Below are 12,836 nucleotides of genomic sequence, written 5' to 3'. Positions count from 1 at the left end.
GTAGTCCCTTGGACTAGCCCGTCCGTGCCATGCGCGCGGTGTATAGCGCTCCCTACTCTAGGAAGCCGGTGACGGCAGGGACGAGGTGATGCGCGTGGCTCCGGTCGGCGGTACGGCAGTTCAGGACCACGTGGCCCTCGCCGAGATCGAGCTGTGCGGGGAGCTGATCATCGCGGCGTCGGCGGCCGGTGAGGAACGTCTCAGCCTGGAGAGCATCGACGAGGTGCTGCGGGTGGGGGAGGAGCGGGCGGCTGCGGCAGGGGGCGCCGGCGGTTCCGCGTCAGGTGCGCAGTAGGCGGCCGATCGCCTTGGTGGCCTCCTCGACCTTCGCGTCGATCTCCTCGCCGCCCTTGACCGCCGCGTCGGCGACGCAGTGGCGGAGGTGTTCCTCCAGCAGTTGGAGGGCGAAGGACTGCAGGGCCTTGGTGGAGGCGGACACCTGGGTGAGTATGTCGATGCAGTAGGTGTCCTCGTCGACCATGCGTTGCAGGCCGCGGATCTGGCCCTCGATGCGGCGGAGACGCTTGAGGTGCTCTTCCTTCTGTTTGTGGTAGCCGTGAGTGGCGTGCGGTTCGTGCGGTGCGGGTGCCGCGTGATCGGAGGGTGCGGGCTCGGTCGTCGTCATCGCGTCCTCCCAGTTTCGGACATATACCCCTGCCGGGTATATCGTAACGAACTTTGCTGGGTATAGGCCCCTGAGGCGACCCTGATCCGCCCACGATCCGTCCCCGACCTGCCCCAAAGCTGTCTGATCTGCCCCCGTGCTGATCACTCTGTCTGATGGGTGACACTGGAGGACGGCCCGATAGCCATGGCCGGATGGTGCGCTTAGCATCAGCCTGGCCACCCGCTTGACCGAAACCGATGCATCTGAGGACCACAAGTGCGCTTTCGTCTGACCCCCCGGGAGACGAGCTTCTATGACATGTTCGCCGCATCCGCGGACAACATCGTCACGGGCTCGAAACTCCTGATGGAACTGCTCGGGGCGGACACCGCCGCCCGGGCCGAGATCGCAGAGCGTATGCGGGCCGCGGAACATGCCGGTGACGACGCCACCCACGCGATTTTCCACCAGTTGAACTCGTCGTTCATCACACCGTTCGACCGTGAGGACATCTACTCCCTGGCCTCGCAGCTCGACGACATCATGGACTTCATGGAGGAGGCCGTCGACCTGGTCGTCCTCTACAACGTCGAGGATCTGCCCAAGGGTGTCGAGCAGCAGATCGAGGTGCTGGCGCGGGCGGCGGACCTGACGGCGGAAGCCATGCCGAACCTGCGGACCATGGAGAACCTCACCGAGTACTGGATCGAGGTCAACCGGCTGGAGAACCAGGCGGACCAGATCCATCGGAAGCTGCTGGCGCACCTCTTCAACGGCAAGTACGACGCGATAGAGGTGCTGAAGCTCAAGCAGATCGTGGATGTGCTCGAGGAAGCTGCCGACGCGTTCGAGCATGTGGCGAACACGGTGGAGACCATCGCCGTCAAGGAGTCCTGAGCATTTCATGGACACCTTTGCTCTGGTCGTGACCATCTGTGTCGCGCTCGGTTTCACCTACACCAACGGCTTCCATGATTCGGCCAACGCCATCGCCACGTCGGTTTCGACGCGGGCGCTGACACCGCGCGCCGCGCTGGCGATGGCCGCCGTGATGAATCTCGCCGGTGCGTTTCTGGGGAGCGGGGTCGCGCACACCGTCAGCAAGGGGCTGATCGAGACGCCCACCGGGAACAGGGGGATGGGGATCCTCTTCGCGGCGCTGGTCGGTGCGATCGTGTGGAACCTCGTGACCTGGTACTTCGGGCTTCCCTCGTCCTCCTCGCACGCGTTGTTCGGGGGCATGGTGGGGGCCGCGCTCGCGGGGGGTACGGACGTCATCTGGTCCGGCGTGCTCGACAAGGTCGTCATCCCGATGTTCGTGTCGCCGGTGGTGGGGCTGATCGTCGGCTACCTGGTGATGACGGCGATCATGTGGATCTTCCGGCGGGCCAACCCGCACAAGGCCAAACGGGGGTTCCGGATAGCGCAGACCGTGTCCGCCGCGGGGATGGCCCTCGGGCACGGTCTCCAGGACGCGCAGAAGACCATGGGCATCGTGGTGATGGCGCTGGTCATCGGGGATGTGCAGTCGTCCGATGATCCGATTCCGGTGTGGGTGAAGATCGCTTGTGCGGTGATGCTGTCGCTGGGGACGTACGCGGGTGGGTGGCGCATCATGCGGACGCTGGGGCGGAAGATCATCGAACTGGATCCGCCGCAGGGGTTCGCGGCGGAGACCACGGGGGCCTCGATCATGTTCACCACGGCGTATCTGTTCAAGGCGCCGATCTCCACGACCCATGTGATCACGTCGGCGATCATGGGGGTCGGGGCGACGAAGCGGGTGAACGCGGTGCGGTGGGGTGTCGCCAAGAACATCGTGCTGGGGTGGTTCATCACCATGCCGGCGGCCGCGGGGGTCGCGGCGGGGGCGTTCTGGCTGGTGAGCCTGGTGTGACGCACCGTCTTCCCGCTGACCGGGTCGGCGGAAAGCTGTGGGCCCGCCCCCTCTCGGGGGCGGGCCCTTTGCGGCCTCGCGGTGGCACCGCCATGCAGCACCGCGAGGGGTCGACGGGTCCTGCTCAGCCGAAGCGGCCCGAGATGTAGTCCTCGGTGGCCTGCACCGACGGGTTGGAGAAGATCCGCTCCGTGTCGTCGATCTCGATCAGCTTGCCGGGCTGCCCGACCGCCGCGAGGTTGAAGAACGCGGTGCGGTCCGAGACGCGCGCCGCCTGCTGCATGTTGTGCGTCACGATGACGATGGTGAAGCGTTCCTTCAGCTCACCGATCAGGTCCTCGATGGCGAGCGTGGAGATGGGGTCCAGGGCCGAGCAGGGCTCGTCCATGAGGAGGACCTTCGGCTCGACCGCGATCGCCCGCGCGATGCACAGGCGCTGCTGCTGGCCGCCGGACAGGCCGGAACCCGGCTTGTTGAGGCGGTCCTTGACCTCGTTCCAGAGGTTCGCGCCCTTGAGGGACTTCTCGACGACGTCGGCGAGCTCGCTCTTCTTGTAGCTGCCGTTGAGCCGCAGACCCGCCGCCACGTTGTCGAAGATCGACATCGTGGGGAAGGGGTTGGGGCGCTGGAAGACCATGCCGATCTCGCGGCGGACGGACACGGGGTCCACGCCGGCACCGTACAGATCTTCGTCGTCGAGGAGCACCTTGCCCTCGACCCGGCCGCCGGACGTCACCTCGTGCATACGGTTGAGCGTGCGCAGGAACGTCGACTTGCCGCAGCCGGAGGGGCCGATGAACGCCGTCACCGAGCGCGGCTCGACCGACATCGAGATGTCCTCGATCGCCTTGTGGGCACCGTAGTAGGCGGTCAGTCCGCTTACGTCGATTCGCTTGGCCATGGTTACTTCTTCACTTCCGTCTCGGTCGCTGACTTGTGGGGGCCGCGTCAGCGACCGGTCTTCGGGGCCTTCCAGCGGGCGATGCCGCGAGCCACCAGGTTGAGGATCATCACGAAGGCGATCAGCGTGAGCGACGCCGCCCAGGCACGGTCGTACGCCGCCGTCGAGCCGGCGCTCTGCGAGTACTGCTGGTAGATGTACAGCGGCAGCGAGGCCTGCGCGCCCTCGAAGGGGTTGTTGTTGATGAAGGGGTTGCCGAAGACAAGGAGCAGAACGGGGGCGGTCTCACCCGCGATACGGGCGATGGCCAGCATCACACCGGTGATGATGCCGCCGATCGAGGTCGGGACGACCACCTTCAGAATTGTGCGCCACTTCGGCACGCCGAGCGCCAGGCTTGCCTCACGCAGTTCGTTCGGGACGAGTTTGAGCATCTCCTCGGTCGAGCGCACGACCACCGGCATCATCAGGATCGCCAGCGCGAGGGAGCCCGCGAAGCCGAAGGGCTGCATGTCGAGCATCAGCATGAGGCTGAGGATGAACAGACCCGCGACGATCGACGGGATACCCGTCATGACGTCCACGAAGAACGTGACCGCCTTCGCCAGGCTGCCCCGGCCGTACTCGACGAGGTAGATCGCCGTCAGGATGCCGATCGGCGCGCCGATCAGGGTGGCCAGGCCGACCTGCTCCAGGGTGCCGATGATGGCGTGGTAGATACCGCCGCCCGGCTCGGAGTCGGCGACCACACCCATCGAGTGGGTGAGGAAGTAGATGTCGAGGACCTTCACGCCGCGCACGATGGTCGTCCACAGGAGGGAGACCAGCGGGACCACGGCGAGCAGGAACGCCGTCCACACCAGTGCGGTCGCGATCCGGTCCTTGGCCTGGCGGCGGCCCTCGACCTTGGCGGCGAAGCCGAACGTGCCGACGAGGAAGAGGATGCCCGCGATCAGGCCCCACTGGACCTTGCTGTCCAGGCCCCCGACGAGACCGATGAGGACGGCGAGGACGATCGACCCGCCGGCGATGGCCCAGGGGGACCAGGAGGGGAGAGTGGCGCCTTGCAGCGTGCTGGGCTGCTTGTCGGCGACTGCTGTTGCGTGGCTCATGCGTTGGCCCCCGAGTACTCCGCGCGGCGAGCGATGATCATGCGGGCCGCACCGTTGACCAGCAGGGTGATGACGAAGAGGACGAGACCGGAGGCGATGAGCGCGTCACGGCCGAACTCCGTCGCCTCACTGAACTTGCTGGCGATGTTCTGGGCGAAGGTGCCGCCGCCGGGGTTCAGCAGGCTGGCGTGGATCTCGAAGTCGGGGGACAGGACCGTGGCGACGGCCATCGTCTCGCCGAGCGCGCGGCCGAGGCCGAGCATCGAGGCGGAGATCACTCCGGAGCGGCCGAAGGGGATCACCGACATGCGGATGACCTCCCAGCGGGTGGCGCCCAGCGCCAGGGCCGCCTCCTCGTGCATCTGCGGGACCTGCAGGAAGACCTCACGGCTGACGTTCGTGATGATCGGCAGGATCATGATGGCCAGCAGGATGCCGACGGTCAGCATGGAGCGCGGCGCGCCCTCGTCCCAGGAGAAGATCCCGGTCCAGCCGAAGAAGTCGTTCAGCCAGCCGAACAGGCCGTCCATGTACGGCACGAGGACCAGGGCGCCCCAGAGGCCGTACACGATGGACGGGACGGCGGCGAGCAGGTCGATCACGTACGCGATGGGGCCGCTGAGGCGGCGCGGGGCGTAGTGGCTGATGAAGAGGGCGATGGCCACGGCGATCGGGACCGCGATCACCATCGCGATGATCGAGGAGACCACCGTGCCGAAGGCGAGGACCGCGATGCCGAACTTCGGCGGGACCAGGCTGGTGTTCCACTCGAAGGTGGTGAGGAAGTTGGCGTCGTCCTTGTTGATGGCGAGGATGGCGCGATAGGTCAGGAAGACCGCGATCGCTGCCATGATCACCAACAGCAGGATGCCCGACCCGCGGGAGAGACCGAGGAAGATCCGGTCGCCGGGTCGGGTGGCGCCGCGGGCCGCGCGCTTCTGGGCGGCGGTCGGCGGGGCGGGGGGAGGCGCCTCTGCGCCGCTGTCTGTCTTCTGTGTCGATATGTCCATGATGGGGGTCTCCGGTCTGCGGAGCCGCCTGCGGGTGTGGGGCGGCTCGGGCGGGACCGGTGGGGCCGGTCCCTGGCGGCGGTGCACCGGACCGGCGCGGTCCGGTCCGGGTTTCCCGGTACCGGACCGCGCCTTCAGATCAGCTCAGGCCGTCGATCGTGGTACGGACCTTGGAGATGATGGCGTCGGGGACCGGCGCGTAGTCGATGCCCGAGAGGATGCCCTGACCCTCCTCGCTGGCGAGGTAGGTCAGGAACGCCTTGGTGGCCGGCAGGGTCGCGGCCTTGTTGCCCTTGTCGCAGACGATCTCGTACGTGACCAGGGTGATCGGGTAGGCGCCGTCGGCCTTGGTGGTGTAGTTCAGCTGGAGCGACAGGTCGCTGCCGGTGCCGACGACCTTGGCGTCCGCGATGGCCTTGGTGGCGCCCTCGGAGGAGGCCTCGACCGGGGCGGAGGCGCCCGTGTCGATGGCGACCGGGTTGAGGCCGTCCTTGGCGTACGACAGCTCCATGTAGCCGATCGCGCCGTTGGTCTGCTTCACGCCCTGCGCGACACCGGAGGAGCCCTGCGCCGCCTGGCCGCCCTTGGCCTGCCAGGCCTTGCCGCCCTCGTAGGGCCAGTCGCTCTTGGCGGTGGCGATCAGGTACTTGGTGAAGTTGTCCGTGGTGCCGGACTCGTCCGAGCGGTGGAACGCCTGGATCTTGAGGTCGGGCAGCGTCGCGGAGGGGTTCAGCGCCTTGATCGCCTTGTCGTTCCAGTTGGTGATCTTGCCGTTGAAGATCTTCGCGATCGTCGGGGCGTCCAGGACGAGGTTGTCCACACCGGAGACGTTGTACGCGACGGCGATCGGGCCGCCGACCATCGGCAGGTCGATGCCCTGGCCGCCGGAGCAGACCGACTTGGAGGCGGTGACCTCTTCGGGCTTCAGCGGGGAGTCCGAACCGGCGAAGGCGACCTGGCCCTGGGTGAACGCGGTGACGCCGGCGCCGGATCCGCCGCCCTTGTAGTTGATCTGGACGCCGGAGCAGGCCTGCGTGAAGTTCTTCACCCAGGCGTCGATCGCGTTCTTCTGCGCGGAGGAGCCGTCGGCCAGCAGCTGGCCCTTGGCGTCGTCACACTTGATGGAGCCCGCGGCGGCGGTCGAGGAGGAGCTGCTGGAGCTGTCGCTGCCGGAGCCGGTGTCGTCGGAGCCGCACGCCGTGAGGGCCAGGGCGCCGGAGACGGCGAGAGCACCGAGGGTGAGGGCCCGCCGGTTCATGCGCTGAAGCTTCACTTGAGGGAAATCCTTCCAGGAGCCGCCGGCCTGAATTCGGCGGCGTGCGAAAGTCGACTTGTGGTGTGGGCGTCTCCGACTGGAGCGAGCGCCGCACCGTGTAAGGCCGAAATTAGGCAGATCAGGTGAAGGCACCTACGGGCGTAAGTAAACGGAGGGTGAACCCCTGGGGACGACCCGGTAAGGTCACGGAACGCTTACGCCGGGGAAACGGTCGCATCCCGGTCCGCTCGCGCAGGAACCCGGGTCAGGTGAGACGCAAGGTGTCCAGGAGCGCGTCAACCAGCTCGCGGTCCCTCGGCTGCGTGAGGCGAAGGCGAGCGGCCGACGGCGGGAGCCACAGCAGACGGTCTACCTCGTCGTTCGGCGAAAAGCCACCGGACACCGCCTCCGCCGCCCAGTAGCGGACCTCCTTGGGGTGCCCGTTCGCCTCGTAGAACGTGGTCGGCAGACCGGTGCCGGGGATCGCCCGGTAGCCCGTCTCCTCCTCGACCTCGCGAAGTGCGGCGGCGAGGTGTTCCTCGCCGTCCTTGAGCTTGCCCTTGGGGTGCGACCAGTCGTCGTACTTGGGCCGGTGGACCAGGCACACCTCCAGTTCACCGCCGCCAGGGGATCGGCGCCACAGGACACAGCCCGCCGCCTGCACGGTCGAGTCGTCGGACGCGTGCTCGGAGGCGTGTTCGGTGGTGTGTTCGGAGGAGGTCACTGGTTCTCACCGCCTGTGGGGCCGAAGGGGGCAGAAGAGGTCAGAGGGTGCCGACGGTCTGTTTCTGCCAGCTGCGCTGGAACGCGTACCGCGCCGCCTCCACTTCATGCCGCTGGTCCGCGTGCAGCACCCCGAGCGCGTACGCCGTGGCCGGCGCGATCCGGGGCGTACGGGCCGCCTGGGCCGCGGCGGCCGCCGCCTCCGAGGCGTCCCGGTGCCGGTCGAGGGCCTGGCCGGCGGTGAGCAGCCGGACGTCCAGGGGCGCGCCGCGGCCGTGCAGCACCTCGCACGCGTAGCGGTGCAGCCGCAGCAGCAGCCGTACCTGGTGCCAGGGGGCGTCCTGCGGATGCGGCGCCGGGTCCGGGGAGAGGCCGTGGACGAGCGCCTCCGCGTTGTACGGGCTGCCCGCGGTGAGCAGGGGCAGGGCGGCGACGGCGTCCGTGAGCCGCTCCTCGGCGGCGAGCGCGAACGGACGCAGGTCGGCGGTGGGCGCCGTGGGGGTGAGCGGGACCTCGCTGGCCAGCACGGCGACCTTGTCGGCGACCGCGTGGAAACGGGAGGAGCCCAGCGCCTGGAGCGCGGTGCTGTGTGCCCGGGTGCGGGCGAGCGTCAGCTGGCGGTCGAGCAGGGCGCCCGCCTTCGCCGCGCCCACGGTGAGGTTGCCGCGGTCGGGGGCGGTCGCGGGCTGGGGCGCGGTGCCGGCCGCGGCCTTGCGGTGGGCGGCCGTCGTGGACGTCGTACGACTGCCCGGGGTGGTGGCGCCGGTGCCGGGGTCGGACGAGGAGCCCCCCGTGGCTCCGCCGGTGCGGCCCTGCTGGGCCGGGAGCGGTGTGCCGCCAGACAGGCGGTGCAGGGCCAGCAGCAGCCGCTCCAGGCGGGCCTCGCACGCGTGCTCCAGGGCCAGCGTGCCGGACAGCCAGGCCAGTTCGGGGCGGATCTGTTCCGACCAGTCGGGGTCGAGGAGCGGGCGGAAGGTGTGCAGGCTGCCGCTGACGCGGCGGGCCGTGCGGCGCAGGGCGCGCGCCGCGTCGACGGAGTCCTCCGTGCCCCCCGTGGTGCCACCGGTCTCCCGGTGGGTGCGCAGCGCGCGGAGGAAGTCCGTGGCCTGGGCCCGGAGGTACCCCGCGAGGGCCTCTCCGGTGGCCGGCCCGGTCACCGGGCCGGTGGAGGGCCCGGTGGTGGGCCTGGCCGCGGGTTCCGTCAGGTCATGGTGTCGCTGTGCCACGCCGGCGCCTCCGGGCGTCTATGAGCATCTCCTGGACGTTGCGCAGGGGTTGGCCGTCCGGGTCGGTCGCGTGCCGGGTCCACTCGCCGTCCGGGCCGAGGTGCCAGGAGGAGGTGGAGTCGGACATACCTGTTTCCAGCAGCCGGTTCAGGGCCGCCCGGTGGGCCGAGTCGGTGACCCTGACCAGGGCCTCGATGCGCCGGTCGAGGTTGCGGTGCATCATGTCGGCGCTGCCGATCCACACCTCGGGCTCGCCGCCGTTGCCAAAGCCGAACACACGGGAGTGCTCCAGGAAGCGGCCGAGGATCGAGCGGACCCTGATGTTCTCCGACAGGCCGGGCACGCCGGGGCGCACCGCGCAGATGCCGCGCACCCACACCTCGACGGGCACGCCCGCGCGTGACGCCCGGTAGAGGGAGTCGATCAGGGCCTCGTCGACGATCGAGTTGACCTTGATGCGGACATAGGCGGGACGTCCGGCGCGGTGGTGCTGGATCTCCTTCTCGACCCGCGAGATCAGGCCGTCGCGCAGCGACTTGGGGGCCACGAGGAGACGGCGGTAGGTCTCGCGGCGGGAGTAGCCGGAGAGCCGGTTGAAGAGGTCCGAGAGGTCGGCGCCGACCTGCGGGTCGGCGGTGAGCACGCCGAGGTCCTCGTAGAGCCGGGCCGTCTTCGGGTGGTAGTTGCCGGTGCCGACGTGGCAGTAGCGCCGTAGCGTCTCGCCCTCCTGACGGACCACCAGCGACAGCTTGCAGTGCGTCTTCAGACCGACCAGACCGTATACGACATGGCAGCCGGCCTCCTCGAGCTTGCGCGCCCACTTGATGTTGGCGTGCTCGTCGAAGCGGGCCTTGATCTCGACCAGGACGAGGACCTGCTTGCCCGACTCGGCGGCGTCGATCAGCGCGTCGACTATCGGCGAGTCGCCGGAGGTCCGGTACAGGGTCTGCTTGATCGCGAGGACGTCCGGGTCGCCGGCCGCCTGCTCCAGGAAGGCCTGCACGGAGGTGGAGAAGCTGTCGTACGGGTGGTGCAGCAGCACGTCCCGTTTGCGCAGGGCGGCGAAGACGTCGGGCGCGGAGGACGACTCCACCTCCGCCAGGTCGCGGTGCGTCCCCGCGATGAACTTCTTGTACTTCAGCTCGGGGCGGTCGAGGCGGTGTATACGGAAGAGACCGGTGAGGTCGAGCGGGCCGGGGAGGGGGTAGACCTCGGCCTCGGTGATCTTCAGCTCGCGCACGAGGATGTCGAGCACCTCGCGGTCGATGGACTCCTCGACCTCCAGGCGCACCGGCGGGCCGAACCGGCGCCGCATGAGCTCCTTCTCCAGGGCCTGCAGGAGGTTCTCGGTGTCGTCCTCCTCGACCTCCAGATCCTCGTTGCGGGTGAGCCGGAAGGCGTGGTGCTTCAGGACCTCCATGCCCGGGAACAGCTCTTCCAGGTGCGCGCCGATGACGTCCTCGACGGGGACGTAGCGGCCCGGGGAGGCCTCCAGGAAGCGGGACAGCAGCGGCGGCACCTTCACGCGCGCGAAGTGGTCGTGACCGCTCACCGGGTTGCGTACGACGACCGCGAGGTTCAGGGAGAGACCCGAGATGTACGGGAACGGGTGCGCGGGGTCGACGGCCAGCGGGGTCAGCACCGGGAAGATCTGGTGCCGGAAGAGCGTGAAGAGGCGCGCCTGCTCCTTCTCGGTGAGCTCGTTCCAGCGGACCAGGTGGATGCCCTCCTCCGCGAGAGCGGGGGCGACGTCCTCGTGGTAGGCGGCGGCGTGCCGGGCCATGAGCTCGCGCGAGCGCGCCCAGATCATCTCCAGGACCTGGGTCGGCTGGAGTCCGGAGGCCGAGCGGGTCGCCACACCGGTGTGGATGCGGCGCTTCAGGCCGGCCACCCGCACCATGAAGAACTCGTCCAGGTTGCTCGCGAAGATGGCGAGGAAGTTGGCCCGCTCCAGGAGCGGGGTGGTCGGGTCCTCGGCGAGCTCCAGGACACGTTCGTTGAACGCGAGCCAGCTGCGCTCCCGGTCCAGGAAGCGGCCCTGCGGGAGCTGGACGCCGTCCGTCTGCGAGTCCTCGTACGCGTCGAGGTCGGCGTCGAGGTCGGGTTCCAGGTCGGATACCGTCGCGGCCACGGTGTGCGGGCGGTGCGCGGCTATGAAGCCCACGGAGGGCTGTGGGGCCGCGTCGGCGTCGTGGCCCCCGGGTTCTCCGCCGCGGGCGGCGGTGGACGAGGGGTGACTCTCTGTTTCCCGGGGGTTCGCTGCCGTGTTCGCTGCCTTGTTCGCTGCCTGGGTGTTCTGCTGGCTCATGAACCCATTCTTCCGCGTCAGCATCGATACGGGCGCGTCGGAGCGTGCGGGCGGGAGCGCGGTGAGGTCTCCGTCGGGGCTGTTCCCCTCGGGAGGCGGCACGGGCTCGGGCACGGCGGGCTTCATTGGCTGAGCGTCGCAAGGTCGTCTGAACCGCTGGTTACGGAGACATGGCGTATGGGATATCGGGGGGCGGCTCGCAGGGGGCGCTTCGCGGGGGCGGGTGGGTGAGTGCGGGTGGGTGCGGGCGAGTGCGGGCGGGGGGTATGCGGGGTGTGTGGGTGTTGTGCGGGTCTTTTCCTCGCCCTGGGGGGTGATGGGGCGTGGTGTGCGGGTCCTTCCCTCGTCCTCGGGGGCGTACACGCTTGTGTTCGGGCCGCGTTTTGGGGTCGGGTTCGGGCCCGTGCGCGTTTGTGTTCGGGCTGCGCCCCGGGGTCGGGTTCGGGCCGTGCGGTGGAGGCCGCGAGCGTCGGCAGCGTGCGGCACACCAAAGAGTGCGCTGGGCGTTCCGAGGGCGAGTGCGCAGAGGCCGTGGGCGACGGGGGCGGGCCGCGCGGGACGGACCCTTCGCCTGCCCATCATCCGTCGGGAAGCAGATGCTGGTGGGCGGCTCAGGCCCAGCGCTGGACGAGGGCAGGACGAGGGCAGGACGGCGGCGACGGCGGTCATCGCGAGCGCGGCGACGTCGGTCATCGCGAGCGCGGGGACGCTGAGCTTGGCGGCCGGCCGGCGGGTGGGGCTGACGCCCTGGGGGCGGGTGGGGTGCGGGTGGGGTGCGCGGTGCCGTGCTCCGGCTCGCGGACGAAGAGCGCGGCGCCCGCGTTGCCGGCCACGGCGAGGGAGGAGACGAGCAGGTAGGTCCAGCTCATCGGTTCGCTGTGGCCGCCCCAGCCGGACGTCGTGCAGTCCTCGCCGCTCCGGCCGCACGCCTCGGCCGCGGCCTGTGCCTTCTCGCCGGTGACCTCGGTGACCTCGGTGACCTCGGTGAGTCACACCAGCCAGCCACCACATCCACGACGAGATGCCCAAGACGATGAGGGCGGCGCGGTGCAGAGAGTGTCCGGTGACTCCGTCGTGGCGCTCGCCGGGCGTGGGCCGCGATCAGGCCGGCTCGGCGACGACGTGCGAAGGCGCCGGGGTGCTCCGGAGAATTTTTCTGGTGGATCGTGAACCGATCGACGAGGTCGTTCCGATGAGGGGTTGTGAGCGAAACGAGAAGCGACGGGGAGCTGCTGCGGGCCATCGCGGCAGACCGGGACCGTCACGCCTTCGAGGAGCTGTACCGGCGATACGCGCCGTGGCTGACCGCGCGGATGCGCGGCCGTTGCGCCGACGCCGGGATAGTCGACGACGTCGTACAGGAGACGTTCCTCGCGGTGTGGCGCGGTACCGCCAGCTATCGCGAGGGGTACTCCGAGGACGCCGCCGGCTGGCTGTGGCGCATCGCCGCCCGCCGCCTGGTCGACGCCCTGCGCGGCGACGGCGCCCGCGGCCGGTTGCGGCAGGTCCTGTCGCGCCTGCGCCACCGCGACGAGGTCTCGGCCGAGGAGCGCGTGCTCGCGGGGGTGGAGCACGGGGACCTCGCCGGTGCCCTCACTCGCCTCTCGCCGGAACTGCGGGCCGTCCTTCAGGCGACCGTCATCGATGGGCTCACCACACGGGAGGCGGCCGTCCTGCTCGGCATCCCGCCCGGCACGGTCAAGACGCGGGCCCTGCGTGCCCGCAAGCAACTGCGGGAGGCGCTGGCATGAGGCGGTTCGAGGACCGAGGACAGGGCCGGCGCCGGGACGCGCGGGC

General features: G+C 69.5%; 13 protein-coding genes. 4 read left to right on the top strand and 9 right to left on the bottom strand.

Translation table 11 applies throughout. The features are described 5' to 3' along the window. The first annotated feature begins 88 nt into the window (after positions 1-88). The gene (locus tag ACFPIH_RS40180) at positions 89-295 is read left to right on the top strand and encodes a hypothetical protein (protein ID WP_381182815.1); all 207 of its coding nucleotides are present in this window, start codon (positions 89-91) and stop codon (positions 293-295) included. Here the strand turns inward: ACFPIH_RS40180 and ACFPIH_RS40175 are convergent. Continuing rightward, entirely contained in the window at positions 281-625 is a 345-nt protein-coding gene (locus tag ACFPIH_RS40175; RefSeq protein WP_381182817.1) for a metal-sensitive transcriptional regulator, read from the bottom strand. The genes ACFPIH_RS40180 and ACFPIH_RS40175 overlap by 15 nt on opposite strands. A gap of 258 nt (positions 626-883) precedes the next feature. Between ACFPIH_RS40175 and ACFPIH_RS40170 the strand changes: the two genes are divergently transcribed. Together ACFPIH_RS40170 and ACFPIH_RS40165 are read left to right on the top strand one after the other, a co-directional pair. After that, positions 884-1,504, top strand: a complete 621-nt coding sequence (locus ACFPIH_RS40170) for a DUF47 domain-containing protein (RefSeq protein ID WP_381182819.1) — start codon at positions 884-886, stop codon at positions 1,502-1,504. A gap of 7 nt (positions 1,505-1,511) precedes the next feature. Next, positions 1,512-2,504, top strand: a complete 993-nt coding sequence (locus ACFPIH_RS40165) for an inorganic phosphate transporter (RefSeq protein WP_381182821.1) — start codon at positions 1,512-1,514, stop codon at positions 2,502-2,504. Between the two features lie 124 nt (positions 2,505-2,628). On the opposite strand, the gene pstB is transcribed toward ACFPIH_RS40165, so the two are convergent. From pstB to ACFPIH_RS40125, 8 genes are all read right to left on the bottom strand, one after another. Continuing rightward, a complete protein-coding gene (gene pstB / locus ACFPIH_RS40160) occupies positions 2,629-3,405 on the bottom strand; it encodes a phosphate ABC transporter ATP-binding protein PstB (RefSeq protein WP_381182823.1) in 777 nt (258 codons plus the stop codon). 47 nt (positions 3,406-3,452) lie between these two features. Then, positions 3,453-4,517, bottom strand: coding sequence for a phosphate ABC transporter permease PstA (gene pstA, locus ACFPIH_RS40155; protein WP_381182825.1), 1,065 nt, complete (start codon positions 4,515-4,517; stop codon positions 3,453-3,455). Next, entirely contained in the window at positions 4,514-5,527 is a 1,014-nt protein-coding gene (gene pstC, locus ACFPIH_RS40150; protein ID WP_381182827.1) for a phosphate ABC transporter permease subunit PstC, read from the bottom strand. The genes pstA and pstC overlap by 4 nt, the downstream gene beginning before the upstream one ends. A 139-nt stretch (positions 5,528-5,666) precedes the next feature. Next, positions 5,667-6,800, bottom strand: a complete 1,134-nt coding sequence (gene pstS / locus ACFPIH_RS40145; protein ID WP_381182829.1) for a phosphate ABC transporter substrate-binding protein PstS — start codon at positions 6,798-6,800, stop codon at positions 5,667-5,669. Positions 6,801-7,047: 247 nt separating this feature from the next. Further along, positions 7,048-7,506, bottom strand: a complete 459-nt coding sequence (locus tag ACFPIH_RS40140; protein WP_381182831.1) for an NUDIX hydrolase — start codon at positions 7,504-7,506, stop codon at positions 7,048-7,050. 40 nt (positions 7,507-7,546) lie between these two features. Then, positions 7,547-8,731, bottom strand: coding sequence for a CHAD domain-containing protein (locus ACFPIH_RS40135; RefSeq protein WP_381182833.1), 1,185 nt, complete (start codon positions 8,729-8,731; stop codon positions 7,547-7,549). After that, positions 8,712-11,165, bottom strand: a complete 2,454-nt coding sequence (locus ACFPIH_RS40130; protein WP_381182835.1) for an RNA degradosome polyphosphate kinase — start codon at positions 11,163-11,165, stop codon at positions 8,712-8,714. The genes ACFPIH_RS40135 and ACFPIH_RS40130 overlap by 20 nt, the downstream gene beginning before the upstream one ends. Before the next feature lie 563 nt (positions 11,166-11,728). Next, positions 11,729-11,908, bottom strand: a complete 180-nt coding sequence (locus ACFPIH_RS40125) for a hypothetical protein (protein ID WP_381182837.1) — start codon at positions 11,906-11,908, stop codon at positions 11,729-11,731. 333 nt (positions 11,909-12,241) lie between these two features. Here ACFPIH_RS40125 and ACFPIH_RS40120 point away from each other — a divergent pair, with 333 nt between their 5' ends. Continuing rightward, positions 12,242-12,790, top strand: a complete 549-nt coding sequence (locus ACFPIH_RS40120; RefSeq protein WP_381182839.1) for an RNA polymerase sigma factor — start codon at positions 12,242-12,244, stop codon at positions 12,788-12,790. Positions 12,791-12,836: the final 46 nt, after the last annotated feature.

Source organism: Streptomyces vulcanius, from assembly GCF_042653945.1.
GTDB lineage: Bacteria > Actinomycetota > Actinomycetes > Streptomycetales > Streptomycetaceae > Streptomyces > Streptomyces mangrovi.
Note: the sequence above shows the minus strand (reverse complement) of the source record. Positions and strands in the feature narration are given on the sequence as shown.